Annotated in this window: 22 protein-coding genes; 14 read left to right on the top strand and 8 right to left on the bottom strand. The window is 67.7% G+C overall.

The features are described from left to right. Nucleotides 1–33: 33 nt before the first annotated feature. Together ACFVUS_RS08835 and ACFVUS_RS08830 are read right to left on the bottom strand one after the other, a co-directional pair. The gene (locus ACFVUS_RS08835) at nucleotides 34–1473 is read right to left on the bottom strand and encodes a hypothetical protein (protein ID WP_387762785.1); all 1440 of its coding nucleotides are present in this window, start codon (nucleotides 1471–1473) and stop codon (nucleotides 34–36) included. Nucleotides 1474–1486: 13 nt separating this feature from the next. Next, nucleotides 1487–3742: a tetratricopeptide repeat protein gene (locus ACFVUS_RS08830; RefSeq protein WP_387762783.1), complete on the bottom strand. Its 2256-nt coding sequence runs from the start codon at nucleotides 3740–3742 to the stop codon at nucleotides 1487–1489. A 245-nt stretch (nucleotides 3743–3987) separates the two neighbouring features. Here ACFVUS_RS08830 and ACFVUS_RS08825 point away from each other — a divergent pair, with 245 nt between their 5' ends. Then, the gene (locus ACFVUS_RS08825; RefSeq protein ID WP_387762780.1) at nucleotides 3988–4839 is read left to right on the top strand and encodes an acyl-CoA thioesterase; all 852 of its coding nucleotides are present in this window, start codon (nucleotides 3988–3990) and stop codon (nucleotides 4837–4839) included. Nucleotides 4840–4851: 12 nt separating this feature from the next. On the opposite strand, the gene ACFVUS_RS08820 is transcribed toward ACFVUS_RS08825, so the two are convergent. Continuing rightward, nucleotides 4852–6612 carry an APC family permease gene (locus tag ACFVUS_RS08820; protein WP_387762778.1) on the bottom strand — a complete coding sequence of 587 codons (1761 nt, stop codon included), beginning with the start codon at nucleotides 6610–6612 and terminating at the stop codon, nucleotides 4852–4854. Nucleotides 6613–6751: 139 nt separating this feature from the next. Beyond that, nucleotides 6752–10042 carry an arabinosyltransferase domain-containing protein gene (locus tag ACFVUS_RS08815; protein WP_387762776.1) on the bottom strand — a complete coding sequence of 1097 codons (3291 nt, stop codon included), beginning with the start codon at nucleotides 10040–10042 and terminating at the stop codon, nucleotides 6752–6754. A gap of 87 nt (nucleotides 10043–10129) precedes the next feature. Here ACFVUS_RS08815 and ACFVUS_RS08810 point away from each other — a divergent pair, with 87 nt between their 5' ends. The 8 genes from ACFVUS_RS08810 (at nucleotide 10130) to ruvB (ending at nucleotide 16168) form a co-directional block, all read left to right on the top strand. After that, complete coding sequence (locus tag ACFVUS_RS08810; protein WP_387762774.1) at nucleotides 10130–10945, top strand: NAD(P)H-binding protein; 816 nt, start codon at nucleotides 10130–10132, stop codon at nucleotides 10943–10945. A gap of 125 nt (nucleotides 10946–11070) precedes the next feature. After that, nucleotides 11071–11694, top strand: coding sequence for a pyridoxal 5'-phosphate synthase glutaminase subunit PdxT (gene pdxT, locus ACFVUS_RS08805; RefSeq protein ID WP_387765456.1), 624 nt, complete (start codon nucleotides 11071–11073; stop codon nucleotides 11692–11694). 127 nt (nucleotides 11695–11821) lie between these two features. Then, entirely contained in the window at nucleotides 11822–12574 is a 753-nt protein-coding gene (locus ACFVUS_RS08800) for a YebC/PmpR family DNA-binding transcriptional regulator (RefSeq protein ID WP_387762772.1), read from the top strand. Nucleotides 12575–12721: 147 nt separating this feature from the next. After that, complete coding sequence (locus ACFVUS_RS08795) at nucleotides 12722–13231, top strand: O-acetyl-ADP-ribose deacetylase (RefSeq protein ID WP_387762770.1); 510 nt, start codon at nucleotides 12722–12724, stop codon at nucleotides 13229–13231. A gap of 40 nt (nucleotides 13232–13271) precedes the next feature. After that, nucleotides 13272–13718: an acyl-CoA thioesterase gene (locus tag ACFVUS_RS08790; RefSeq protein WP_387762768.1), complete on the top strand. Its 447-nt coding sequence runs from the start codon at nucleotides 13272–13274 to the stop codon at nucleotides 13716–13718. 105 nt (nucleotides 13719–13823) lie between these two features. Then, nucleotides 13824–14393 carry a crossover junction endodeoxyribonuclease RuvC gene (ruvC, locus tag ACFVUS_RS08785; protein WP_375953598.1) on the top strand — a complete coding sequence of 190 codons (570 nt, stop codon included), beginning with the start codon at nucleotides 13824–13826 and terminating at the stop codon, nucleotides 14391–14393. Beyond that, the gene (ruvA, locus tag ACFVUS_RS08780) at nucleotides 14390–14995 is read left to right on the top strand and encodes a Holliday junction branch migration protein RuvA (RefSeq protein WP_387762766.1); all 606 of its coding nucleotides are present in this window, start codon (nucleotides 14390–14392) and stop codon (nucleotides 14993–14995) included. Before ruvC ends, ruvA begins: the two co-directional genes overlap by 4 nt. 6 nt (nucleotides 14996–15001) lie before the next feature. Then, nucleotides 15002–16168: a Holliday junction branch migration DNA helicase RuvB gene (gene ruvB / locus ACFVUS_RS08775; protein ID WP_387762764.1), complete on the top strand. Its 1167-nt coding sequence runs from the start codon at nucleotides 15002–15004 to the stop codon at nucleotides 16166–16168. Nucleotides 16169–16335: 167 nt separating this feature from the next. Here the strand turns inward: ruvB and ACFVUS_RS08770 are convergent, their stop codons facing one another. After that, entirely contained in the window at nucleotides 16336–17298 is a 963-nt protein-coding gene (locus ACFVUS_RS08770) for an NADP-dependent oxidoreductase (protein ID WP_387762762.1), read from the bottom strand. 70 nt (nucleotides 17299–17368) lie between these two features. On the opposite strand from ACFVUS_RS08770, the gene ACFVUS_RS08765 reads away from it, so the two are divergent. Further along, entirely contained in the window at nucleotides 17369–18343 is a 975-nt protein-coding gene (locus tag ACFVUS_RS08765; protein WP_387762760.1) for a GlxA family transcriptional regulator, read from the top strand. 53 nt (nucleotides 18344–18396) lie between these two features. Here ACFVUS_RS08765 and ACFVUS_RS08760 read toward each other — a convergent pair whose 3' ends face one another. Continuing rightward, nucleotides 18397–19098 (bottom strand): FadR/GntR family transcriptional regulator, encoded by a 702-nt coding sequence (locus ACFVUS_RS08760; protein WP_387762758.1) that lies wholly within the window; start codon nucleotides 19096–19098, stop codon nucleotides 18397–18399. A gap of 157 nt (nucleotides 19099–19255) precedes the next feature. Here ACFVUS_RS08760 and ACFVUS_RS08755 point away from each other — a divergent pair, with 157 nt between their 5' ends. Beyond that, nucleotides 19256–20398, top strand: a complete 1143-nt coding sequence (locus ACFVUS_RS08755; RefSeq protein ID WP_387762756.1) for an acetamidase/formamidase family protein — start codon at nucleotides 19256–19258, stop codon at nucleotides 20396–20398. Beyond that, on the top strand, nucleotides 20398–21648 hold the full coding sequence (locus ACFVUS_RS08750; RefSeq protein ID WP_387762754.1) for an amidase family protein: 1251 nt from the start codon (nucleotides 20398–20400) through the stop codon (nucleotides 21646–21648). The genes ACFVUS_RS08755 and ACFVUS_RS08750 overlap by 1 nt, the downstream gene beginning before the upstream one ends. 38 nt (nucleotides 21649–21686) lie before the next feature. On the opposite strand, the gene ACFVUS_RS08745 is transcribed toward ACFVUS_RS08750, so the two are convergent. Both ACFVUS_RS08745 and ACFVUS_RS08740 read right to left on the bottom strand, forming a co-directional pair. Continuing rightward, complete coding sequence (locus ACFVUS_RS08745; RefSeq protein WP_387762752.1) at nucleotides 21687–22940, bottom strand: amidohydrolase family protein; 1254 nt, start codon at nucleotides 22938–22940, stop codon at nucleotides 21687–21689. Between the two features lie 132 nt (nucleotides 22941–23072). After that, nucleotides 23073–23717, bottom strand: coding sequence for a GntR family transcriptional regulator (locus tag ACFVUS_RS08740; RefSeq protein ID WP_387762749.1), 645 nt, complete (start codon nucleotides 23715–23717; stop codon nucleotides 23073–23075). A gap of 213 nt (nucleotides 23718–23930) precedes the next feature. On the opposite strand from ACFVUS_RS08740, the gene ACFVUS_RS08735 reads away from it, so the two are divergent. After that, nucleotides 23931–24680: a sulfite exporter TauE/SafE family protein gene (locus ACFVUS_RS08735; RefSeq protein WP_387762747.1), complete on the top strand. Its 750-nt coding sequence runs from the start codon at nucleotides 23931–23933 to the stop codon at nucleotides 24678–24680. Between the two features lie 33 nt (nucleotides 24681–24713). Then, nucleotides 24714–25913 carry an amidohydrolase family protein gene (locus ACFVUS_RS08730; RefSeq protein ID WP_387762745.1) on the top strand — a complete coding sequence of 400 codons (1200 nt, stop codon included), beginning with the start codon at nucleotides 24714–24716 and terminating at the stop codon, nucleotides 25911–25913. The last annotated feature ends 1 nt before the right edge of the window (nucleotide 25914 follow it).

Raw genomic sequence — 25914 nt, 5'->3', positions numbered from 1 at the left:
TGCTGGATTCGGGGGAGCCGGGATTCGCGCGGGTCATCGATACTCGGCCAGCCGGGGGCGAACACCCAGCCCGATCAGCACGACGATGGCTGCCGCGCCACCGAGCGGCAGCCAGGTATTCCAGCCCGCGAGTGCGGATTCGGCCCTGTCGATCGACGTGTCGAAGGCCCGCTGATTGATATCGATGGTGGCGACCAGCGCCGTGTCATAGGTGGTGAAATCCGCGTTGGACCGACCCGTGCACAGGGTGATGGCCGCGCGCGGATCCGTGCGGGCCAGTGCGCGGATATCGTGATCGTCGTGCTGATACGCCAGGTAGGCACTCAGTGCGCCGGCGGCCGCGGGGCCCTCACCGGGAAAGGTGATGTTGCGCAATTCCTTTCCGAAGAACGAGCCGGGGTTCATCCATATCTCGCCGGTGCGCCGATACGCGGCCACCGCGTTATCGAGCGTGGCGGCGTAGTCGTCGACGCCGTGCGCCGGAATGTCCGTCAGCCGCTGGGACGCGTCGAAGTACGCCTGCTGATGGTCGGCCGCGTGTTCGGGGTCGAGCAGATAGCGACTCTCATCGGCATTGGCGCTGTAGCCGACCGCGCGCGCCTGACGCAGGGCGAGCAGGGAATCGAAGGCGTCATGTTCGGCGATGGTGAGTTGTTGTGCGGCCGTGGCGTTTGCGGCGAAACCACCGGTGAGTAGTGCGGCGGCCAGGACGGTCGCGGCGGCCAGCGCGGGATTGAGGCGGCGGCGCATGCGCACCCGGAGCAGGACTTGCACACCGATCAGGGCCGCGAGCGCGAGCGCACCGAGCAGGCTGATGCGGACCCTGGCGCCGACCGTCGTGGTTTCGGCTGCCCGATAGGAGCTTTCGAGCACCGCGCCGTTGGCGTCGGCCAATTGCTGTGCCCGGGTGAGCAGGTCGGGCACCAGCGCGGTGGCCTCGCGGTAGGCGGCGAGGGTGCGGGCGGACGGTCGGCCCGCCGGACCGGGGTCCAGATTCGACAGCTGAACGGTATTCGCCGCCGATGCGACGTACTGCCCGAAGCGATCGAGCAGCTCCCGAATCTCCGAGGCGGCATCGGCTCCGGTGGCGATGGTCATGGCCTGCTGTAGGTCGGCATCGACCTGCACGCGGCGTTGCCCATAGCCGTTCAGCGCCGCCGACCGGACGGCGGCCAGCGCCGAATCATTACCGGCCAGCAGGATATTCGCCAGCTGTGCGTCCATATCGGCCAGGGCGAAGTAGAGGTCCTCGGTGGCGGTGACCGTCGGCGCGGTGCGGTGGCCGATCACCTCGATATCTCCGCGCGTGGCGTCCGCGTTCGTGGCCAGGAACGCGGACATGAGCACGGTGAGCAGTGCCGCCGGAATGGTGAGATACCGGATCCAACTGGGAATGTCGTCCCGATCGGGGAGTCGCGCGCGGGTGCGGTCGATCGTGCTGCGGATCGGGCTGACCCGGGTCGTGGTTGTCATCGAATCTCGCCTCTCACACCCAGCTCACGGGCCGAATCGCATTGGCCCGGTTGACCAGATCGCGGCGGGTGATCCGATCCGGTGCCAGCCGCGCGAGTTCGCGATACTGTCCTTCGAGGGCGCGCCGCAGCGCGGCTTCCTCACAGCGGCACTCGAGCACCCGGGTGGTCGCGGGCGGTCGCGCCGGCCCGGTCGTGAGCGTGAGTGCCGCGTCCAGCACGGCGATACCGTTGCGCGCCTTCGCTTGCGGGTCCAGGTCCAGGGCATCGAGTCGCCGTCCGGCCGCGATCAGATAGCCCGCGTCGTGCCGCTCGAGACCGCCCGCGATCTGGATGCGCAGCGCCGCGAGCTGGGCGGCGAGGTGGTGGCTGGAGCTGGCGGGAACCGATTCGGCGGCGGCTATCGCACCGTCGATATCCCCGTCCTGCGCCCGGGTGCGGGCCAGGCCGAACGCGGCGCTCGGATAGGCGCGATCGGTGCGCCAGACCTGCTCGTAAAGTCTTGCGGCGGTGCGGGTATCGCCCGCGCATTCGGTGGCGGCCGCGAACGCCAACTGGGCGGAGCGCTCGCCCGGGAGAAGGTAGTAGACGGTATCGAAGAGTTCGCGGGCGGTGGCCGATTCCCCGGCGGCGAGCGCCGCCAGACCCCGGTACCAGGTGATCCGCCAATCCGCCCGTTCGGAGTTCTCCAGCGTCGCCAGATCCGCTGCCGCGTAGTCGAAATGGCCGATCTCGATGCGGGCGCGAACCCGGGCGAGGATGACCTCGGGGGAGGCCGACACCACGGATTCGAGTGCCCGCAACAGCAGTCGCGGATCGGCGACCGTGGTGGTGGCGAGCAGCCCCGCCGCCGGATCGGCCGGATCGACCAGCGGGATCGGCAGGGCCGCCGCGATGACGGCCATCTCGGGGACGGTGGGCCAGGTCGCCGGATCGATGCCGAAAGCGCTTCGCTCACCGCTGAATACGGTCGAGATCGCGGGATGCGGCAGTGCGTCCTGTGCCGCCACGACCTCGCGCAGCACACCGGTCAATTGTTCGCCCATTTCGGCGGCGGTGGCGAAGCGTTCGGCCGGATCGGCGGCGGTGGCGCGGTCCAGCAGCCGGTGGAAGGACGGGAACTGTTCCAACAGTGGCACTTCCGCTGCCGAGGGCAGGGTGTACCGGTGCACGCCGCGATAGTCGAAGTTGAAACTCAGCACCGCCAGCGTGCGTGCCACCGTGAACAGGTCCGATTCCACCGACGCCCCATCGGCTTCCAGTTCGGGCGCGCAGTAGCCGTCGGTCTTGTAGCCCGCGCTGTCCTGATCGTCCATCCGCCGCACCGCGCCCAGATCGATCAGCTTGAGCTGTTCTTCGGTCTGAATCACATTGTCCGGCTTGAAGTCGCAGTACAGCAGGCCCATCGAATGCAGATATCCGAGTGCGGGCAGGATCTCCAGCATGTAGGCCAGTGCCCGCGGCAATGGCAAGGGGCGCAGCGCATTCGACTCGTCCCGCGCCGATCGCAGCTCTTTGAGCGAGGCGCCGCCGATGTACTCCATCACGATGTACCCCACGGGCGCGCCGGTCCGGGGATCGGGATGCCGCACGAAATTGAAGATCTTCACGATATTCGGGTGCTCGACCCCGGCCAGGAATCGCTGTTCGGCCGCGGCGGCCGCCATGGCATCGGCGTCACCGCTGTCCAGCAGGCCCTTGAGCACCACCCAGCGCTCGCTCACATTGTGATCGCGCGCCAGATAGACCCAGCCGAGTCCGCCGTGCGCGAGACAGCCGAGCACTTCGTATTGCCCGGCGACCAGGTCGCCGGGCGCGAGCTTTGGTGTGAACGAATAGCCGGTCCCGCAGCGTCCGCAGAACCCGTCGGCGCGTCCCGGCGCGCCCTCCCGGCCGCGGCCGACGGGTTGGGAACAGTTGCTACAGAACCGATCTCGCTCCGGCACCCGCGGATCGGCCAATACCGCGGTGGCGGGATCCCGGTATGGCACTTCGGGAATCGATACCAGCCCCGCGCCGAGCCGTCCCCGACTCGAACCGGCGGTGCGAGTCGAGCGCGAGGAGGATCGACTCGACCCGCGCCGACTCCGGTGTCCGGACCGCGATCGGGCCGTTCCCACCGCCGACCGCCCGGATTCGGCGCTCAATGGACCGGACGAGATGCCCGCCGATGTCTCGGGCAGCGGCGCGAGTCCGCACGAATCGCAGTATCCGTCCGCGATCGAACCCGAGCAGCCCGGTTGCCCGCAGGATCGCGTCACCGTGGTCATGATCGCGCCCGCGCAACGAACCGGACCAAGGCCGCATCGGCCCCGGCGAATGCCAGCACTGGCCCCCCTGAAAAACGCGAAACCCGGTGGGGCGCATCCCCATCAGTGCTCATGCTGCCACCACTGCCCGTAAACGATTCGTAAGTATTTCCCGGACCGACATTTCCGGCGTTCGGGCAGGTCGCGCGGCTGCCACCGGTGTCCGGTTGTTAGCCTGAGCCGGACAATCCGGAAGGGAACGGTGCATGGCGACGATCGAAGAGGCCCTCGAAATCGAGCGGCTCGAGCGTGACATCTTCCGCGGCGCGTCGACCGAGACGCAGCTGCCCCGCACGTTCGGCGGTCAGGTCGCCGCGCAGGCGCTGGTCTCGGCGGTGCGCACGGTCGATCCGGGATTCCAGGTGCATTCGCTGCACGGGTACTTCCTGCGGCCGGGCAATCCGCTCGAGCCCACCGTGTACCTGGTGGATCGCATTCGGGACGGGCGCTCGTTCGTGACCCGCCGGGTGACCGGCGTGCAGAACGGCGAGGCGATATTCACCATGTCGGCCTCCTTCCACGTCGGTGACGAGGGCCCCGAACATCAGGACGAGATGCCGACGGTGCCCGCCCCGGACGATCTGCCCGACGCGGCGGTCAGCATGAGCCCCGAACGACTGTGGGCCATGCGCGAATGGGAGCACTGGGATATCCGCACCGTCCCGCAGGAGAAGGTGGACCGCCGCGAGGGCCTGGCCGCCCAGCAGCAGGTGTGGTTCCGCTACCGCCATCCGCTGCCCAACGACCCGCTCTTCCACGTCTGCACCCTCGCCTACATGAGCGATATGACCCTGCTCGGCTCCTCCAAGGTCCCGCACCCCGACGAGCCCACCCAGAACGCCTCCCTCGACCACGCCATGTGGTTCCTGCGCCCATTCCAGGCCGATGACTGGCTGCTCTACGACCAGCAGTCCCCGTCGGCGGGCTTCGGCCGCGCCCTGACGGCCGGTCGCATCTGGAATCAGCGCGGCGAACTGGTCGCGGTCGTGGTCCAGGAGGGTCTCATCCGTACGTTCCGGGACAAGAAGGCCGCGTCCTTCCCGCCCGGAACGAACTGAGCGACAGCCGAATCAGGCGGTCTGCACGCGCAGGTGGCAGACGACCGTATCGGGGAGTTTGCGCAGGACGCGTTCGAGTTCATCGCTGCGGTGGCTGGGTAGGACGTGATTCCAGCCTGCCGGGGGTTCCACCTCGGCGATGACGACCACCTTGCGGCGGCCGGGGAAATGGTCGCGGACGTAGTGCGCGACCGGGCCGCCGACCGTGCAGTCGCCGTCTTCCAGGAGTACCAGGCGGACATCGGGATGCCAGGTTTCCCATTCCTTGGTGAAGACGGTGATGTTCTCGCCGGGGAGGCAGACGTGCACGGCGTACACGTCGCGGCCCAATGACATTGCGGCGGAGAGGGCTTCGCGGCTCAGTTCGGAGACCTCGGAGACGGGGACCACGATGGCGGTCTCGGTGGGGCGCGGGGTCTGCGGGACGCCGCCGATTCCCCGGCAGCCGTCGATGCGGTGGTAGGTCCGGCGAATGCGTTCCATGGCGATCACCAGCAGCGGCAGCACCAGCACGATGAGCCACGCGCCCTCGGCGAACTTCATGGTGGTGGTGACGATGGCGGCGACGAAAGTGAGCACCGCGCCGAAACCATTGAGCGCCGTGCGCCATTGCCAGCCCGGCGCGCGGGTGGCCCGCCAGTGCCGCACCATGCCGACCTGGGCGATGGTGAAGCCCACGAAGACGCCGATGGCGAACAACGGCACCAGCGCGTTCATATTGCCGTCGGAGGCCAGCAGCAGCAGCGCCGAGGTGCCGCCCAGCACCAGCACGCCGAAGCGGTAGACCTGACGCGGCGAACTCACCGCGAACCGGTGCGGCAGACAATTGTCATCGGCCAGCAATTTGGTCAGCGTCGGCAGCCCGCCGTAGGAAGTGTTGGCGGCCAAGGCAAGCAGGATCACCGTGGCGAATTGCACCACGTAGTAACCGATTCCGTGCCCGAGCGCGGCCTCGGTCAACTGGGACAGCACGGTGGTGCCCTCGATCGGATGGATCGAGAACTTCTGGATCAGCGTCGCCAGGCCGAGCAGCATCAGACCCAGCAGCGCACCCAGCACCACCTCGGCCCGTTGCGCCCGCTTGACCTTGGGCTGGGCGAAACTCGGCACCGCGTTGGCGATCGCCTCGACACCGGTCAGCGCCGCGCAACCGCTGGAGAAAGCCTTGAGCAGCAACAGGATTCCAATGGCATGCGCATCGGTCGCGACGGCCGCCCCGGTGGCGACGCTCGCGGGTTCGGCGCGCAGTAGGCCGCCGATGATCACCACGAAAATACCCGCCACGAACACGACGGTCGGCGCCATGAATGCCCGCGCGCTCTCCCGAATGCCGTACAGATTCAGCACCGTGATGCCCACCAGCACCGCCAGGCAGATCCACACCGTATAGGGCAGCAACTCCGGGAACGCGGAGGTCAGCGCCGCGACACCCGCCGCGATGGAGACCGCCACATTCAGGATGTAGTCGACGATCAGCGACGCCGCCGCAACCAGACTCGTGCGATGTCCGAGCCGCTCCTTGGCCACCGCGTACGCGCCGCCGCCATTGGGGAACGCGGCGATCACCTGCCGGTAGGAGGCGATCAGCACCGCCAGCAGCACCACGATCGCCGCCGTCACCGGGAGCGTGAACCCCAGTCCGGCCGAACCGGCCGCGGCCAGCACCAGCACGATCGCTTCCGGACCGTAGGACACCGATGCCATGGCATCGAGCGAAAGTCCGGCCAAACCGGTGGAGACGGTCAACCCGCGCTTGGGCGGTGGCGCACTCATTCCACCGTTCGGCCCGGGCAAAGTCTGAGGTAACACGTCAGTCACATCGCGGAGTGTTCACCGAATTCGACAGCTGGACACTCGTCCTAACGAAACCCTGACGCCCGCGGTGATCAGTACAACAGGTTGCCGCCGCTCCTCAGTACGACGTGATGATGTGCCCGGGCGTCCACCAGCCCGAGCGCCGCACCGATTCGACCGAGATCCGGGCGGGCTCGGTGGTCGGATCGAGTGGAATGAAACGTTCGATAGAACCCCAATCGCGATCCCAATCGTTGTTCAGATACGACGGCAGCGCGCGCGAGCTGTACAGCAATTGCGTCCAGCCCAGCGGACCGCCGCCGTCATGTCCCTGCCACAGATTGGTGATGGTCGCGCCATTGCGATCCGGCAGGATGCGATATTCGGGGAGTCCGGCGACGCCCACACGCGTGGGAACCAGTCGCTGACACGGGAAATGCAGTCCTACCGCCCAGTCCAGCAGCACCGGCGTCCGCGATCCGACCAGGGTGTTCAGCGTGGTCGTGCGGGGCACCCGGGGCGGTGTCACCGCGAGCCACTGGTCTTTACCGAGGTCCTTGTCATCGGCCACCAGCCGGACCACATCGGCCTCGCCCGGCAGGGTGTCGAGGGGAACGCGCAGATTCCGCCACAGCGGAGCGGGACCGATATCGATCGGCAGCGTGCGTCCCATGGACGCGACCGACCCATCGGATTGTGTTCTGCCGTACTCCATGTCGAGCTGCTGCCCGGGATGCTCGATACCGTCGGCGTCGATCGAGCGGATGCGCCCGGCCACGGCGATGGCGATGATCTGCCCGCGACTTCCATCGGCCGCGTCCGGCAGCCGGTACCAGCCGGTGGTCAGCGAGGACGGGGTTTGCGCACCATCGCGGTAGCTGCCGAGCACGGGCGTGCTCGCCGGATCGAGCCCGAACGGCAACGGAACGGTGCTGCCGTTGATCCCGCTACCACTCGAGGTATCCGAGCCCGAACCCGCTGATTTGGCGGCGTCACGGAGTTTGTCCTGATCATCGGAGACCGAATTGGCCTGTCCGGTAGTCGATTCGACCTCATCGGAAGTCAATACCGGTGCGACCCCGTTCGCGCCGAAGCCCGCCGAGTCGATGCCCGCGAGCGCCGAACCCGCGTCACCGGACAGCGGGCGCAGCATCGAGGCGTTCGGATCGGTTTCCACCAGCACGTCATCGGCCATACCGCAGCCGTGCGAAAACGCCGCGCTCACATTGGATTGCGCCACCGAGTACGAGGGGTACTGAGCCACAGCGGCTTTGAGGAAGGAACCGACCAGGAAGAGCACCATCAGCGCCGCGGCGACCGCGAGCAGCGGGACGCGGGCGATGCGGCCGGGAAGCGATTCGGGTCGTAGCCGGGTCTGCGGTCGAATATGGAACCATGCGGCCACCAGCAGCGCGAGCACCGCCAAACCGGCTGCGGCGGTGGACAATCCCTTCCCGGCGATGGTCGGCGGCTTATCCCACCAGGGAATTCCCCACGCGGAGACATACCAGTAGCCGTTCGCGCCGACGAAAGTCAGTGCCAGCGCGAAGAACAACGCTGCCGCGAACAGTGCGCGATTGCGCACCGGCCGCATCACCCGCGCACTCACCGCCACCGCCGTGAGCGCCGCCACGCACGTGGCCAGTCCCGCGAAAACGCCGAACTGATGCGTCCATTTGGTGGGGGAGAACATCATCAACACCATCGCGGCGAAGGTGATGCCGATGACCCGGCGCGACGGCCCGACCGCGATACCCGGGATATGGCCGCCACGCCGCAGCATTGTCACCACGCAGACGGCCAGCCCGAGCAGCATCATGAACATGCCGAATCGCCGGGTCAGCCAGCCATCGGCATTGAGCTGCAGGAGATATTGGTAGCGCAGGAATTCGAAGAACCAGGACTCGCCGGGTTTGATCTCCCCGTGCACGTACGCCATTTCGCGGACACCAGCCAGCGTGCGATCGGCGAAAATCACCGTCAGCACGACGAGACCCGAAGCCAGCAGCGGCAATAACTGTGCGAGATAGCCGATCACCTTGGCGCGCTGGGTGATCACCGCGGTGACGGTGCGCGCCCCGGCTGCCAGGGCCCCGAGGCAGATCAATCCGGAGGGCGCGGCGGTCAGGGTCAGCGCGGCGATGATGATGGCCGCGGCCGCGGGGAGCAGCCGCCGGGTGGCAATGGCTCGCTCGATCGAAACCCAGGTCAGCACCACGCCCATCGCCACGAACGGTTCGGCGCGCAGACCATTGTCATACGGCAGCCAGAACGCCAGGAATACCAGCGCGCTGGTCCAGGCGACGATCCGATTATTGCGGGCTGCGACGCCCAGCCGGGGAATGATCTCGCGACTGACCACCCACCAGGTGATCACGGCGGTCGCCATGGTGGGCAGCCGAACCCACGGACTCACCGCGGAGATATGCGTCATCCACGCGATCACATCGGTGTACGGGGTGTAGAAGGGGCCTTCGTCCACGCCGAACCACCGGTAGTAGTTCGACATATAGCCCGAATTCTGCGAATCCCGTGCCATGCCGAGGATGTAGCCGTCATCGGAGGTGTTCGCGCCGATGAAATGCCACATCCCCAATACCGCGAAAACGACCCAGTCCGTTGGGCGTAGCCGCCACCACCGCTCGGGCAGGAACCGTCGCGTCGACCGGCCGTCCCCGCGATCCAGACGATGCAGCGCCACCAGCGAGCACAGCGTCGCGAGCAGGCACAGCACGATCGCGGTCAGTTTGAGCGGGGTCGGCGAGGTCGAGAATCGGGAATCGATATCGGCGCGCACCGCCATCCCATTCGGTGCGGCACCGGTCAGATCGGTGAAGACGCCGACCACCTGTGGCCGGAGATCCGACGACAGCTCCGCGCCGGCACCATCGAGACCGGTCACCGATACGCTCGCCCGCGTCGTCGAAATATCCACGGCCAGTGCGGTATCGCGATCGCGAATCGAATCGAGCGCCACCGACCAGAGCAGGGTGCCGCGCGAGACGATATCGACCCTGCCGGGCCGATCCGCCGCGTCCGGAACGACCTTGACCACGAATCCGTACTTCTCCATATCCGCCGACTGCCGCGGAATGGTCGATACGACGGTGCCGCCGTGGTCCGCGAGCGCTGTCAGCGCCGCATTCGGAATTCGCGCGGAGAGTCGCGTGGGCGCATAGGTGACCAACGGTGCCGCAACACTGTTCAGTGTTTGCGCCTGCGGCCATGCGAGCGTCGCGGCCTCCATGCGCACGGGAAGAAATGGCACGGCTATCGCGAACAACGCACCGAGCAGCCCGGAGATCACCGCGATCAGTCGTATCCGATCACGATGTCCGCCTTGCCGTTCACCATTGCGCCCGGACTCGTCGATGGACGGTCGTCGCGCCCGCACCCCAATGTCAGCCACGGTGCCCGATGCTAGCCGGAGCCATGTGCGTCATTCGAATTCCATTGGCAGGATTAATGGTTCAGCGATCACGACGGAGGGGACGGCATGACAATCCTGGTAACCGGGGCCACCGCGAATATCGGACGCAAGGTTGTCGATCATCTACTGGCATTGGGGGCCACTGATGTTCGGGCGCTCACCAATAGTCCGCGAAAGGCGGCGCTACCCGATGGGGTGCGGGTGGCGCAGGGCCACCTGGGTAAACCCGAGACGCTGCCGGCCGCGTTCGAGGGGGTGGAACGGATCTACCTCGCGCCCGTGCCCGATACCGTCACCGAGGTGCTGGCGCTGGCGCGCGCCGCCGGGGTGCGCCAGATCGTCGACCTGTCCGGTGAACCGGAAAGCTGGTGGGGGAGCGTCAGCAAGGCCGTCGAGGACAGCGGGATGGCGTGGACGCATCTGTGGCCCGCCGATTTCATGGAGAACACGCTGATGTGGTCGCGGCAGATCCACGAGGTCGGCATCATCCGGGAACCGCATCCGGAGGCGGCGAGCGCGCCCATCGCCATGGACGATATCGCCGCGGTGGCGGCGGTCGCCCTGCTCTCCGATGATCATCACGGCCGGGCGCACTCGCTCGGCGGGCCGGAGATTCTCACCCGTGCCGAACTCGCGCGACAGCTCGGCGCGGCACTCGGCCGCGATATCGCCTTCGAACGCTCCTCCCGCGAGGAGGCCATCGCGGCATTGACGCCGACCATGGGCGAGACCGCGACCTGGTATGTCGACAACGCGCTGAGCTCGTTCGACCCGAACCCGGTCGGACTGCCCATCACCAGCGTCGCCGATATCACCGGCCGCCCGGCGACCACCTTCGCCCGGTGGGCCGGCGCTAACGTCGCGCGGTTCGACCTCGACTGATACGGCCGTTCGAGGGTCGCCCGGATGCACCGCGCGGCCCTGCTCCGGCGTCGACGCGGCTCTGCTCCGGCGTCGACGCGATGCTGCCCGAAATGCCGCTTCGGGGTGGTCCGGGGCCGAACACTATGCTCGACGGCGTGACTCCGAGGATTGGTGTGCTGGCATTGCAGGGCGACGTGCGCGAGCACATGCACGCGCTGGCGGCGTGCGGCGCCGAGCCGGTGGCGGTGCGCCGGGAATCGGAATTGGCCTCGGTCGACGGCCTGGTGATTCCCGGTGGCGAATCCACCGCGATCAGCAAGCTGCTGGACATCTTCGAACTCCTCGAACCGCTGCGGCAGCGCCTGCGCGACGGTATGCCCGCCTACGGTTCGTGCGCGGGCATGATCCTGCTGGCGAGTGAGGTGCTCGATACCCGACCGGATATGCACACCCTGAACGGCATCGATATGACGGTGCGCCGCAATGCTTTCGGACGTCAGGTCGATTCTTTCGAAACCGATCTGGAGTTCGCCGGGCTCGATGACGGTCCGGTGCGCGCGGTCTTCATTCGCGCGCCGTGGGTGGAGCGCGCGGGCGCCGATGTCGAGGTGCTGGCGCGGGTGCCCTCGGGTCCGGCGGCGGGCACCGTCGTCGCGGTGCGGCAGGGCAATGTCATGGCTACGTCCTTCCACCCCGAGGTGACCGGAGATCTGCGCGTTCACCGACTGTTCGTGGAAACCCTGGTGCGCCCGCGCGCCGGAGTCTGACCCGGCCCGAGTTCACGTGCTCGCGGCCGTCACGGGCGCGCGCAGTAGACTGGGGCGCTGTCCGTCCGTGGGCCCGTAGTGTCGCTTTGGTGAAACTACTCAGCCCCCTGAACCGAGGAAGTAGGGAATGAGCGGCCACTCCAAATGGGCCACCACCAAGCACAAGAAGGCCGGGATCGACGCGAAGCGCGGCAAGCTCTTCGCCAAGTTGATCAAGAACATCGAGGTGGCGGCCCGCACCGGTGGTAGTGACCCGGACGGCAACCCGACCCTGTACGACGCCATTCAAAAGGCGAAGAAGTCGTCGGTGCCCAATGACAATATCGAGCGCGCCCGCAAGCGCGGCGGTGGTGAAGAGGCCGGCGGCGCCGACTGGCAGACCATCATGTACGAGGGCTACGGCCCCAATGGTGTTGCGGTGCTGATCGAATGCCTCACCGATAACCGCAATCGCGCGGCCGGTGAGGTGCGCGTGGCCATGACCCGCAATGGCGGCAATATGGCCGATCCGGGTTCGGTGTCGTACCTGTTCCACCGCAAGGGCCTGGTCACCATGGAGAAGAACGGCCTGTCCGAGGACGATGTCCTCATGGCCGTGCTCGACGCGGGCGCCGAAGAGGTCAATGACAACGGCGACACCTTCGAGATCATCTCCGAGCCCGGTGACATGATCGCTGTTCGTACCGCTCTCCAGCAGGCCGGTTACGACTACGACTCCGCCGACTCGGGCTTCCAGCCCTCGATGTCGGTCTCGGTGGACGCCGACACCGCCCGCAAGGTGTTCAAACTGGTCGACGCGCTCGAAGACAGCGATGACGTCCAGAACGTCTACACCAACGTGGACATCTCCGACGAGGTCCTCGCCGAACTCGACGACTGAGTCGACGCCGCGGGTTCGAGTCGAAGCACGCGAACGAAGGCCGCCTCCCGAATTCGGAAGGCGGCCTTCGTCGTTCCCGGACCAATCCCGGGCGCGCCACGAAAAACGGATCGAATGTCGCACGGGCGCGGTGGAAGAATCACCGGCATGGTCGAAGTGGTCGCGGTCCGAGGCGATATCACCGAGCAGGTCGTGGACGCCGTGGTGAACGCGGCCAATTCCTCATTGCTCGGCGGCGGGGGAGTGGACGGCGCGATTCATCGCAAGGGCGGTCCGGAAATTCTGGCGGCGTGCCGAGCCCTGCGGGCCTCGCACTACGGACGCGGTCTGGGCACCGGGCAGGCGGTCGCCACCACGGCGGGGCGATTGCCCGCGCGCTGGGTGATTCATACCGTGGGGCCGGTGTGGTCCGATACCGAGGACCGGTCGGAATTGCTGGCGTCCTGCTATCGCGAATCACTGCGGGTGGCAGCCGAATTGGGGGCCGAATCGGTGGCCTTTCCGGCCATCTCGACCGGAATCTTCCGATGGCCCATGGACGATGGGGCGCGGATCGCGATCGAGACGGTGCGCGGTGCGGTCACGACGGTCGCGCAGGTGCGGTTCGTACTCTTCGGAGACGATGCGTACCAGGCATTTCAGGGTCGGCTGGAGTAACCGCGCGGTTCTTGTCGGTGGCCTCTGCAAGGCTGGAGAGGTGACGAATACCGATGAGGCGTTTCGGATCCGAATCGAGGTCAGGCTTTCGGACCTCGATCCTCAACTACATGTGACAGGTGCCGCGTATCAGCAGTACGCGGATCACGCGCGGTTCGAATGCGTTCGCGCGGCGGGTATTTCGGTGGAGGAGTTGGTCGGGGGCGGCCTGGGACCGGTGAATCTGGAGACGGTGATCAAGTATCACCGGGAGTTGCGGGCGGGGGATTGCGTTGACGTGACCTGCGAATGGGTGTGGGGAGAAGGTAAGACCTATCGGGTGGAGCATCGGTTCACCCGGGCCGATGGGGAACTATCGGCGACCATTACGCACGTCAGCGGGTTGATGGATTTGGCGACGCGGCGATTGGTGGCCGATCCCGCACGGGAATGGGCTGTGCGAGCCAAGGATCCGACGCTGCTGGGCGTGGAACCGATGTGCTCCTGAGGGACTCGGCCCGATGCCCGTCGAAATCCGTGTCGGTGGGCGGGGAATCCCCCGTGGTCCGTTAGACTCTCGAACAATTGTTCGTCTGCGGTGAGAGGGGATTTCGTGCGGGTGATGGGCGTCGACCCCGGGCTCACCCGGTGCGGGCTCAGCATGGTCGAAGGCGGGGTCGGGCGCACGGTAACCGCGCTGGCCGTCGACGTGGTGCGCACCCCGCCCGATATGGATCTCGCACAGCGGCTCATGGGCGTCGCCGATGCCGCCGAGCAGTGGATGGACAAATATCTCCCGGAAGCGGTGGCGGTGGAACGGGTGTTCTCCCAGCACAATGTGCGCACCGCCATGGCGACCGCGCAGGCGGGCGGGGTGATCGCGCTGGCGGCGGCGCGGCGCGGCATTCCGGTGCACTTCCACACCCCGAGTCAGGTGAAGGCGGCGGTCACCGGGAACGGTTCGGCGGATAAGGCGCAAGTGACCGCCATGGTGACCCGTATCCTCGGGCTGGCGGTCGCGCCGAAACCCGCGGACGCCGCCGACGCGCTGGCATTGGCCATCTGCCACTGCTGGCGCGCGCCGATGATCGATCGCATGGCCAAGGCCGAGGCCATGGCGGCGGCGCAGCGGCGCATGTACGAGGAAAGGCTTGCCCAGCAACGGAAGGCGGTGTCCGGGTGATCGCGTCGGTACGCGGTGAGGTGCTCGAGATCGGGCTCGACCATGTGGTCCTGGAGGCCGCGGGAGTCGGGTACCGGCTCAATGCCACCCCCGCCACGCTAGCCACGCTCAGCGCCGGTGCGGACGCGCGGCTCTACACGACCATGATCGTGCGCGAGGATTCGATGACCCTGTTCGGGTTCTCCGACACCGAATCCCGCGAACTGTTCGGGTTGCTGCTGACCGTGTCCGGGGTCGGTCCCAAGATCGCCATGGCGGTGCTCGCGGTGCTCGAACCCGAAGCGCTGCGCAAGGCGCTGGCCGAGAGCAATGTGGCCGCGCTGACCCGCGTGCCCGGTATCGGCAAGCGCGGCGCCGAGCGCATGGTGGTGGAATTGCGCGACAAGGTGGATCTGGTTCCGGTGCAATCGGGTCCGCCCGGATCGGGTCCGGCCACGATCGCCACACCGGTGCGCGAACAGGTGGTGGAGGCGCTCATCGGCCTCGGCTTCCCGGTCAAACAGGCCGAACCCGCCGTGGAGGCCGTGCTGGTGCACGATCCGGACCTGGGCACCTCGCAGGCATTGCGGGCCGCGCTGGGGCTGCTGAGCAAGAACCGGTAGGCGCTGATGATCGACGAACCAGACTTCGCCCCGGAACCGGACTTCAGCAGCGAGCCCGACTTCGCTTCCGAATCGGGTTTCGACCCGAACCCGGACTTCGCGGCCGATGCCGACGAATCCGCCGTCATCCCCACCTATCTCGCCTCCGATGGCGAGATCGAGGCCAGCCTGCGCCCGAAATCGCTGGACGATTTCATCGGGCAGCCGCGTGTGCGCGAACAGTTGGCGCTGGTGCTGCGCGGTGCGAAACAGCGCGGCGGGACACCCGATCACGTGCTGCTGTCCGGTCCGCCCGGACTGGGCAAGACCAGTATGGCCATGATCATCGCCGGTGAACTCGGCACCGCGCTGCGCCTGACCTCCGGTCCGGCGCTCGAGCGCGCCGGGGATCTGGCCGCCATGCTCAGCAATCTCGTCGAGGGCGATGTGCTGTTCATCGACGAGATCCACCGCATGGCACGGCCCGCCGAGGAAATGCTCTACCTCGCCATGGAGGATTTCCGGGTCGATGTGGTGGTTGGCAAGGGTCCGGGCGCGACCTCCATCCCCCTCGATATCGCACCCTTCACCCTGGTCGGCGCGACCACCCGCTCGGGTGCGCTCACCGGCCCGCTGCGTGACCGCTTCGGGTTCACCGGGCATATGGATTTCTACGAACCCGATGAGCTGCAACGGATTCTGTTGCGCTCGGCGCGCATTCTCGGTGTTCAGATCGACGAGGAGGCCGCCACCGAGATCGCCGGTCGCTCCCGGGGCACGCCCCGTATCGCCAACCGTCTGCTGCGCCGCGTGCGCGACTACGCCGAGGTCAAGGCCGACGGCATCGTCACCCGCGAGATCGCGCATGCCGCGCTGGCGGTCTACGACGTCGACGTGCTGGGCCTGGACCGGCTCGACCGTGCCGTCCTGACCGCGCTGATCCGCAGCTTCAACGGCGGACCGGTGGGCGTCTCCACGCTCGCGGTCGCCGTGGGTGAGGAAGCCGCCACCGTCGAAGAGGTCTGCGAACCCTTCCTGGTGCGTGCCGGTTTGGTGGCGCGCACCCCGCGCGGGCGCGTCGCCACCGCCGCGGCCTGGGAACACCTCGGCCTGGTGCCGCCCCCGGATCTGGTCTTCGGTTCCATCGAAGTCCGTGCCCGCGAACAACATCCGGGCCTGTTCGACTCGGCCTAACAGGTCCCGAAACGGCGAACGCCCCCGTGACAGCGAATGCTGTGACGGGGGCGCTTCTCCCACAACCTCATTCCCCGTATCGGGTTTCGGGGAGGCGTCGTCCGGCTGCGGGAGGTCGCCGGGGCGGTGCCCACGAATGGGTACTACGCACCCGGCCCGCGAGCGGTTCACTCGACGGTGAGCACCAATTTTCCGACGGTGCGACCGGTTTCGCCGAGGGCGTGCGCCTTGGCGGCATCGGCGAGCGGGAACACACCCGCGATGGTCGGCCGGAGCGTGCCGGATTCGGCGAGTTCGGCCAGCGCGGTCATACCGGCGTGATCGGCCTCGACCAGGATCAGCACGGCGCGCACGCCACGGTCGGCACCCGCCCGCACCAGGGAATCGGCTCCGAGTGCGCGGAGCGAGACCAGAATTCCGTTGGGGCGCAGCGATTTCATGGACTCGATCGCGTGTTCTGCGTCGATCGGGTCGAGGATGACATCCACATCGCGGACCGTTTCGTGCACGTCGACGGCGTGGTAGTCGATGACCTCATCCGCGCCCAGGCCGCGCACGAAGTCGTGATTGGCCGAACTCGCGGTGCCGATGACGTACGCGCCCAGTGATTTCGCGATCTGCACGGCGAAGTGCCCGACACCGCCCGCGGCGGCGTGGATCAGGACCCGCTGTCCCGGTCGCACATCGGCGGCATCGACCAGCGACTGCCAGGCGGTGAGAGCTGCCAGCGGGATCGCCGCGGCTTGAATGTGGTTGAGGTTGGCCGGTTTCCGGGCGAACGCGCGGGTCGGGCCGGTCACGTACTCGGCGGCCGCGCCGTGTCCGTGCGGGTAGGGGAGCATGCCGAAGACCTCGTCACCGGGCTGGAAGAGGGTGACGCCGATGCCGACCGCCACCACCTCGCCCGAGACATCCCAGCCCAGGACGAACGGCGGTTCGGGCAGGAACAGACCGGGGCGGCGGCGATGACCCCAGTCGGTGGGGTTGAGGGCGGTCGCGTGCACGCGGACCAGGATCTCGCTCGGTCCCGGCCGCGGCACCGGGCGTTCGACCTCGCGCAGCACCTCGGGTCCGCCGAGTACATCCTGGCTGATGGCGCGCATGGTCTTGGGGATGTCCTTCTCGCTCATAGCACCGAGCTTGCCGTCGATCGACGCGCAAGGAAATGGCACGATCGCCATTATTCGATAGAATCGTGCCATGCAGAGCGAGGTGATCCGGCCGCATCGCGTGGTCGTATTGGCGCTGGACGGGGTGTACCCGTTCGAACTGGGCATTCCGAACCGGGTGTTCGGCACCGCCGACGGACGCTACGAGGTGTTCACCTGTTCGGTCGATGGCAAGCCGGTGCGCAGCGATTCCGATTTCGATATCGCGGTCGCGCGGGACGCGAGTGCGCTGGAAACCGCCGATACCGTGGTCATACCACCCTGCGATGTGCTCGCCATTCTGAAAGATGTTTTACCGCAGCAGATTTCGGACGCCCTCGCGCGCATCAACCCGGCCGCGCGCCTGGTCTCCATCTGCACCGGTGCCATCGTGGTGGCCGCCGCGGGACTGCTGGATGATCGGCCCGCGACCACACATTGGAATTTCGCCGAGCGGTTCGGTGCGCATTTCCCGCGCATCCGGGTCGACCCGAATGTGCTCTATGTCGACGACGGCGACATTCTGACCTCGGCGGGCGCGAGCGCGGGAGTCGATCTGTGCCTGCACCTGATTCGCCGCGATCACGGCAGTGAGGTCGCCAATATGGTGGCGCGCCGATGTGTCGTGCCGCCGTGGCGCGAGGGCGGCCAGGCGCAATTCATCGAACAGCCCGTCCCGCCGCCGGCCGCCGCGGGCACCGCCGATGCCCGGCAGTGGGCGCTGGAAAACCTGCACAGCCCGCTCACCATGGCCGATCTGGCTGAACGCGCCCGTATGTCCGGCCGCACGTTCGCCCGTCGCTTCCGCGATGAGGTGGGAATCAGCCCCGGCCGCTGGCTCATCCAGCAGCGCGTCTTCCGTGCTCGCGAACTGCTCGAGACCACCGAACTCTCGGTCGATCGCATTGCCGCCGAGGTCGGTTTCGCCACCGGCACCTCGCTGCGCCAGCACCTGCACGAGGCGATCGGCATCGCCCCGCTCGCCTACCGCCGCACCTTCCGCGCCGGAGCTGCGGCCGCACCCTGATCTCGCGACCGACCGCATTCATGCCGCCGAATTCCCCATGGTGACAGCGGTTCTCAGCGGCGGCCGGTGCGCAGGCTGAGTTCGCGGACTTCGCGCAGGTGCTGTTCCATGGCCGCGGCCGCGCTCGCGCCGTCGTGCCGGGTGACCGCCTCGTAGATCAGCCGGTGACCGTCCAGGGAGACGCGGCGGCCGCGTTTGGTGCGGTGCGAGAGGGTGCGGGTGCGGCGGGTCCATTCGGTGGTCATGGTGCACAGGGTGACCAGGAGCGGGTTCTGCGCGGCGTGGGCGAGCAGGGCGTGGAATTCTATGTCCAGGCGCAGGGATTCGTCGGCGGTGAGCGCGTCATGGCTCCGCTCGAGCACGTTCTCCAGTGAGAGCAGGTTGGATTCGACCGCGCGCAACGCCGCCAGATGCGCGATGCGCGGTTCCACCAGATCGCGCAGTTCGCTCGCGTGCCCGAGTTCGATTTCGGTCTCGGCCAGGCTGCCCGCCAATTCCGCTGCCGCATAGGGTATGTCGGCGACGGTGCTGCCCCGGCCCTGCCTGCGCTCGATGAGCTTCTTGGATTCCAGCTCGAACATGGCCTGTCGCAATGACGATCGCGAGACGCTCATATTCGCGGCGAGTTCGCGTTCGGGTGGCAGCCGATCCCCGGCGCGCAGTTCGCCGCTGATGATCAGGCCCTCCAGGTGCGCCGCCACCTCCGCGCTCACACTGCGGGCGCGGCGGCTCAGCGGTGGTATCGAAGCCGTCATCGGCTCAACTCTAAATCCCTTCGTATGCAGGCTATTTCGCGCGCGTAAAGCGCTCGTTACGTTAGGTTGTGAACCCTGTTTCCGCCCGGTCGGCTGTCCTATGGTCGGCAGATCGGATGGTCCGACCAATTGCGGTCGGGTAGGGAAGGTAGTGCGCGTGACGTCGATTGTGCAGGGGTTCGTCCCCGCGTTTCCGGTGCTGCAACAGGGCGAGGGAATCGGCGATACGACGCCCTATATTCCGGCCGAACCGTCGAAGGTGCGGTGGGGGCGGATCCCGTGCGCGGGCGACACTCCGATCGCCACCATCGATCCCGGGCAGACGGTGCTCATCGACACCGTCAGCCACGAAGGCATTCTCGAGGACCAGGGCTCGGATCCGCTCGCCTACTTCGGCAGGCACGGGGTGGACGCGGATCATATCCTCGGGGACACCGTCGACATCGCGGCCTCGCGCAAGCGGGATTCGCTGGCCGGGCCGCATATCGTGACCGGACCGATCGCCGTAACCGGTGCGCGCCCAGGCGATCTGCTGGCCATCCGCATCGACGATCTCACCATGCGCGCGCCATACGGCGTGGTGTCCACCCGGCACAATCGCGGCGTGCTGGCGCATAAGCTCGGCTTCGACGGTGACTACGGCCAGTTCTGCAGCGTGGACTCCCGCGACGGAAAGTGGTTCGGCACCATGCCGATTCACCCCGCTCACCCGCACACCGCCGAATTCCCGCTCGCCCCGTTCCTCGGCCTGATCGGCGTCGCCACCGATACCGATTCGCACCTGTCCTCGGTGCCGCCCGGCCTGCACGGCGGCAATATCGATATCCGCCGCCTCACCCCCGGCGCGACACTCTTCCTCCCCGTACAGGTTCCGGACGCCCTGTTCTACATCGGCGATCCGCACTTCGCGCAGGGCAACGGTGAAGTCGCCCTCACCGCCCTCGAAGCGCCCCTGCGCGCCCGCCTCACCGTGGATCTCGTTCCCGCCGCCGAGGTCAAAGCCGGTCTGGGCCGCCCCATCGGCCCCTTCGCCGCCGCCCACGGCTTCATCATCCCCACCGGCCTCGATCCGGATCTGAACCGGGCACTGGAGGGCTGTGTCCGCAACGCCATCGAAATGGTGGTGGCCCTCTTCGACGCCGACCCCCAGCAGGCCTACCTCTACCTCAGCGCCGCAACAGATTTCAACATCTCTCAGGCCGTCGACCAGGTCCGCGGCGTACACGGCGAAATCCGCGTAGCCGACTTCACCCACCACGCCACCACCGCCCTCGCCCGCCGCATCCTGGAGCGCGCGTAGTGGCCGAGACCACGGCTGAAGCAGGCGCACACGTGGTGCCCGGCAGTGCTGCGGCAGCACCGGGGAGCAGCGACACCGTGTGGCGCGTGAAAGGCGCGCCGCTGATCGTCGCGCCCGGATCCGGCGCGCTCTCCGGCCACACCGTCGCGGTCAAAGATCTCTACGCCGTAGCGGGATTCGCCATCGGCGCGGGTGTGCGCGACCACCTCGGCGACCCGGAACCCCAGCATGCCGCCGCTGTGGCGGCCTTATTGGCAGCCGGTGCCGACATTGCCGGAATCGCGCACACCGACGAATTCGCCTACAGCATCACCGGTTCCAACGGGACCTACGGAATGCCGGTGAATCCCGCTGCCCCACAGCGCATCCCCGGCGGCTCCTCGAGCGGTTCGGCTGTCGCGGTCGCCCGCGGCGAAGCCACCATCGGCCTCGGCACCGATACGGCGGGCTCCATTCGCGTCCCCGCCGCCTACCAGGGCCTGTGGGGCATCCGAACCACCCACGGCCGCATATCCACCCACGGCCTACTCCCACTCGCCCAATCCTTCGACACCGTCGGCTGGATGGCCCGCGACCCCCAAACCCTCGCCGCCGTCGCGAATTGCCTCCTACCGCCCGACTCCGCAGCCTTCGGCGTCGCACCCGATTCCACCATCGACGTGGTGAGCGCCGATCCTGCTCGGTTGGTGGTCGACACCGGGCTCTGCGAGGTCGCGGACGCGCCGCTGGCTGCCGCGGTGCATGCTGCCGCCGACGCCTTGGGCGCAGCGCCGGTGACCCTGGGCGCGGATCTCGAATCCTGGTTCACGGCCTTCCGCACCGTTCAGGCGTATGAGGCCTGGCGCAATCACGGTCCATGGATCACCACCCACCCCGGAGCGCTGACACCCGAAGTGGCGCAACGCTTCGCCTTCGCCGCGACCATCACGCCGGCGGCCGCCGACCAGTCCCGGCGACTACTCGATTCAGCCGCGTCTGAGTTGCCACCCGTGTTCGCCGGTCGAATCCTGTTGCTCCCCAGCACCGCAACGTACCCACCGCTCCGGACCGCGGATCCGGCGGAGCTGGAGGCGGGACGCACCCGCACCCTGCACCTGACCTGTCTGGCCTCGCTCGCGGGCCTGCCCGCCGTCACCCTCCCGCTCGCCGGAACCGACGGCCTCCCAATGGGTCTCTGCCTGATCGGCGCTGCCGGTACCGATCATTCGCTCATTCGAGCGGCCCGGGACGTCGCCGACCGGCTCGGCTGAGCCGTCGCAGTCCGTTCCGGTCCGGTGGCGGCTCCGAGCTACCGCTGTGGGAGGAGTTCGTTGATTCTGGTGGTGCGGGCGACTATTCGGCCCGCCTTGATGACGTAGCAGCGGTCGGGGCGGTCCAGGAGGGCGTGGGATACGCGGTCGGTGGACAGGACTACCAGGTCGGCTCGGGCGCCGGGGTGCAGGCCGTAGGTGTCGGAGATGCCGATTATGCGGGCGGCCTGGGTGGTGGCCATGGATAGGACTCGGGTGAGGTCGGCGGGGCCGGAGAGGTGGGAGGTTTGGGCGAGGAAGAGGCCTATGTCGAGCAGGTCGGCGTTGCCGTAGGGGGTGAAGGCGTTGCGGATGTTGTTGGAGGAGTAGGCGGTTTCCACGCCCGCGGCCCAGAGTTCGCGGATGGGGGCAATGCCGCGGCGGGGGTTGACGGTGTCGGCGCGGCCGCCGAGGTGCATATCGGTGGCGGGGAGGGGGACCACCGCTATGCCCGCTGCCGCGAGACGGGTAAGGGTGTCGTGTCTGCGGGCGGGGTCCTGGCCCGCCAGGGAGGTCATGTGGCCCAGGGTGACTCGGCCGGACATGCCGGTGCGCTCGGTGACCTCGGCGATGTAGTCGGCCATGGCGAAGCGTGGGTCGGTGGCGTCGTCGGCGAAGTCGGCGTGAATGTCCAGGGGGACGGCGTATTCGGCGGCCAGGTCGAAGATGAGGTCGATATGGCGGCGGCAATCGGCGACGGTGGCCTCGTTGTAGGCGCAGCCGCCCAGCACATCCGCACCGCGGCGCAGACTTTCGCGCAGCAGGTCCAGGGTGCCCGGAGCCTGAAGGATGCCTTCCTGTGGGAACGCGACGATTTGCAGGCCGATGCGGTCGCGGTACTCCTCGCGCAGGGCCAGTAGCGCGTCGATGCCGCGCAGCTCGACGATCGGATCCACATCCGGATGAGCGCGGATCATCGTGGTGCCGTTCGTGATTGCCATATCGAGCACCCGGCGGGCACGGGCGGTGATCGATGCCACGGTGAACTCGCGCTTGAGCTCTGCGGTCACCGCGATGGCCCCGGCCAGGGTGCCGTCGGGGTTGGGGCGTTCGGCGTCCAGCAGGGCTTTGTCCAGGTGCACATGCGATTCGATCAGCCCGGGTATGACCACCCGTGCGGCGCAATCGATGTCATCGACAGCGATATCGGGCAACCCGGCCCCGATGGCGCTGATCAGCCCGTCCTCGATGGCGATATCCACCGGTTCGACGGCATCGTCGATGCGGGCATTGCGCAACACCAGATCGGCCATGGATACCTCCGCGAGCACAGCGATGTGAAGAACTGTCCTCGGTTGTATACGACCGACATGTTTCGATCTCGGACGCGCAATGCTGCGCCGAGGTTACGGACTGCGTTGGCGGCCAGTCGATTCCATTGCCGGTCAGTCGCGCTGGCGCAGCCGATAGGCGTAGGTGGCGTGCGCGATATGGTCCGCGACCACGCGCGCGGCGCGCTCGGGATCCCCGGCTTCCAGTGCGGCGCAGATCTCTTCGTGCTCCTGCCAGGAGTCACTGGCGCGCCGCGGCAGTTCGACCGCGTACACCCAGGCGATCTTCCAGCTCAACTGCGTGATCAGCTGTTCCAGCAGCGTGCTGCCGGAAGCCTCGGCCAGTACCTCGTGAAAGCGGCTGTTGAGCCGGGTGAGCTCATCGAGCCGCCCCGCGCGCACGGCGTCCTGCCCGAGCGCGGTCAATTCCTTGAGCCGCCCGAGCTGTTCGGGGGTACGCCGCACCGCCGCGCGCGAGGCGCACAGCGGTTCCAGCCGCGCCCGGATCTCCAGCAGATCCGCCGCCTCGTCCTCGGTCAATTCGGCGACGAACACCCCGGCATACGGCCGTGACGAGGCGAAACCCTCGGCCTCCAGGGTGCGCAGCGCCTCGCGCACGGGAACCCGTGAGACGCCGTAGCTTTCGGCGAGCGATTCCTCGGTCAGCCGCTGTCCGGGGCTGAACACCCCGCGAATGATGTCATCGCGAATGGCACGGCACAGTTGCTGCGGCGTCATGCGCCGCACGGCGTTGCTCACCGCGGGCTCGCGAGGATCACCGCGGCCGCCCGGCGGACGGACGGGGAACGGGGGTTTGCATACGATCCATCCTGACGGTGCCGGATGAGCGCCGCAAATCCACGGCGTGAACTCGTCAGCCCGTTCGGCTCCCGCTGTCGCACCGGCTTTTTCGGTTCGCCGGTGCCGCGAGCTTTGTATACGATGCGCTGCATCCCATTTCGGAAGGGTTTCATGGATCCCGCGCATCTCGTTCTACTGCTCGTCGCCGGTTTCGGTGCGGGCGTCTGCAATGCCGTCGCCGGTGGCGGCAGTCTGTTGTCCTTCCCGGCCCTGTTGGCAACCGGATTGCCCCCGGTGGCGGCGACCGTCACCAATTCGGTCGCGGTGTGGCCGGGGTATCTGGGCGGTGCGGCCGCCCTGCGCAAGCGGCTCGACGAGCATCGGTCGCTGGTGCCGGGGCTGGTGCTCACCGGCGCGCTGGGCGCGGCGCTCGGTGTCGTCGTACTGCTCGCCGCACCGCCCAAGGTGTTCGCCGCGGTGGTGCCGTATCTGATTCTGGCGGCGACGGCGCTGTTCGCGGCGCAGCCGCTGCTGTCCAGGAAGCTCGCGACCCGGCGCGGTGACGGCGATTCGCGGCCGCTGCTGTTCGCCGGGGTCTTCCTGGGCGGTGTGTACGGCGCGTACTTCAACGGCGGTATGGGCATTGTGCTGCTCACCGCGCTGGCGCTCGGCATCGATGCCTCGATCACCGCGCTCAACGGCCTCAAAAGCCTGCTCACCCTGACCGTGTCGACGACCGCGATGATCGCGGTCGCGTTGTTCGGCCCGGTGCAGTGGCTCTCGGTGCTGGTGCTGGCCCCCGCCTGTCTGCTCGGCGGCGTCGCGGGCGCGAAACTCGCGGATCGATTGCGGCCCGGTGCTTTCCGCGCGGTCGTGATCGTCTTCGGTGTCGGCGCGGGCACCGCCATGCTGCTCACCTGATTTCCGTCCCCACGTATCGAAGAGGTGTAAACGATGAACGACCTGCTGCTCCGCGGCGGCCGCCCCTGGACCCCGGGCGCGCCCCTCACCACCGCCGACATCCTGATCAGCGGCGGTCGCATCACCGCGATCGGGCCGGATCTCACCGAAACCGCCACCGAGACCATCGATTTGGCGGGCGCGCTGGTACTGCCGGGCCTGGTGGATTCGCACTGCCATCTCGACAAGACCATGTACGGCGGACCCTGGATCCCCAATAGCGGCGGCCGCACCCTGTCGGGCCGCATCGCGAACGGTGAAGGGCGACGGCGGGAGCTGGGTCTGCCCAGTGCCGAGTATTCCGCGAATCTATTGGCCGCCATGATCTCGCACGGCACCGCGCACGTGCGCAGCCATATCGATATCGATCCCGAGGTCGGGCTGGGCGGGGTGGAAGCGGTACGCGCCGCGGCCGAACGGTATTCGGATCGCGTCGACGTACAACTGGTCGCCTTCCCGCAGGGCGGCCTGATGAATCGCCCCGGTACCGCCGAACTACTGGAGGCCGCCCTCGCCGACGGTGTCGAGGTGATCGGCGGACTGGATCCGGCGGGCTATGACGGCAACCCCACCGGACAGCTCGATCTGCTGTTCGGCCTGGCCGAGAAGTACGGCGCGCGCATCGATATCCACCTGCACGATCGCGGTGCGCTCGGGGCCTGGCAATACGACCTGATCATCGAACGCACCCGCGCCACCGGACTGTCCGGCCGCGTCACCATCAGCCACGCCTACGCCATGGGTGAACTCGCGCCCGAGGAACAGCGCCGCATCGCGGAAGGCCTTGCGGACGCCGGGGTTTCGATGGTCACCTGCGCGGTCGGCGATGCCCCGGTGGTGCCGGTGCGGCTCATGCACGAGACCGGCGCGGGCCTGGCGCTGGGCAATGACGGTATTCGCGATCTGTGGACCCCGTACGGCGACGGTGACATGCTGCGCCGCATCATGACCGTGGCCTTCCGCGGCCGCCTGGTCGCCGACGCCGAGATCGAATTGGCGCTGGCGGCCGGAACCTACGGCGGGGCAAGGGTTCTCGGGATCGACAACTACGGGCTCGGTGTGGGTTCCGCCGCCGATCTGTTCACGGTGACCGCGGAAACCCCTGCGCACGCGGTGGTTTCGGTGCCGACGCGGGAACTGGTGCTCAAGCGCGGTCGAGTGGTGGCGCGTTCCGGCGCGCTCGTAGCCGACTAAT

The sequence above is a fragment of the Nocardia sp. NPDC058058 genome (assembly GCF_042885355.1).
Lineage (GTDB): Bacteria > Actinomycetota > Actinomycetes > Mycobacteriales > Mycobacteriaceae > Nocardia.
The sequence above is the reverse complement of the archived record's forward strand: the minus strand, read 5'-3'. Positions and strand labels throughout refer to the sequence as shown.

Coding starts and splice junctions, on each gene's coding strand:
- ACFVUS_RS08765 (WP_387762760.1), top strand. CDS start 17,369: ATGCAGAGCGAGGTGATCCGGCCGCATCGCGTGGTCGTATTGGCGCTG.
- pdxT (WP_387765456.1), top strand. CDS start 11,071: ATGCTCGACGGCGTGACTCCGAGGATTGGTGTGCTGGCATTGCAGGGC.
- ACFVUS_RS08820 (WP_387762778.1), bottom strand. CDS start 6,612: ATGAGTGCGCCACCGCCCAAGCGCGGGTTGACCGTCTCCACCGGTTTG.
- ACFVUS_RS08760 (WP_387762758.1), bottom strand. CDS start 19,098: ATGACGGCTTCGATACCACCGCTGAGCCGCCGCGCCCGCAGTGTGAGC.
- ACFVUS_RS08770 (WP_387762762.1), bottom strand. CDS start 17,298: ATGAGCGAGAAGGACATCCCCAAGACCATGCGCGCCATCAGCCAGGAT.
- ACFVUS_RS08800 (WP_387762772.1), top strand. CDS start 11,822: ATGAGCGGCCACTCCAAATGGGCCACCACCAAGCACAAGAAGGCCGGG.
- ACFVUS_RS08735 (WP_387762747.1), top strand. CDS start 23,931: ATGGATCCCGCGCATCTCGTTCTACTGCTCGTCGCCGGTTTCGGTGCG.
- ACFVUS_RS08825 (WP_387762780.1), top strand. CDS start 3,988: ATGGCGACGATCGAAGAGGCCCTCGAAATCGAGCGGCTCGAGCGTGAC.
- ACFVUS_RS08830 (WP_387762783.1), bottom strand. CDS start 3,742: ATGACCACGGTGACGCGATCCTGCGGGCAACCGGGCTGCTCGGGTTCG.
- ACFVUS_RS08835 (WP_387762785.1), bottom strand. CDS start 1,473: ATGACAACCACGACCCGGGTCAGCCCGATCCGCAGCACGATCGACCGC.
- ACFVUS_RS08795 (WP_387762770.1), top strand. CDS start 12,722: ATGGTCGAAGTGGTCGCGGTCCGAGGCGATATCACCGAGCAGGTCGTG.
- ACFVUS_RS08730 (WP_387762745.1), top strand. CDS start 24,714: ATGAACGACCTGCTGCTCCGCGGCGGCCGCCCCTGGACCCCGGGCGCG.
- ACFVUS_RS08810 (WP_387762774.1), top strand. CDS start 10,130: ATGACAATCCTGGTAACCGGGGCCACCGCGAATATCGGACGCAAGGTT.
- ruvB (WP_387762764.1), top strand. CDS start 15,002: ATGATCGACGAACCAGACTTCGCCCCGGAACCGGACTTCAGCAGCGAG.
- ACFVUS_RS08745 (WP_387762752.1), bottom strand. CDS start 22,940: ATGGCCGATCTGGTGTTGCGCAATGCCCGCATCGACGATGCCGTCGAA.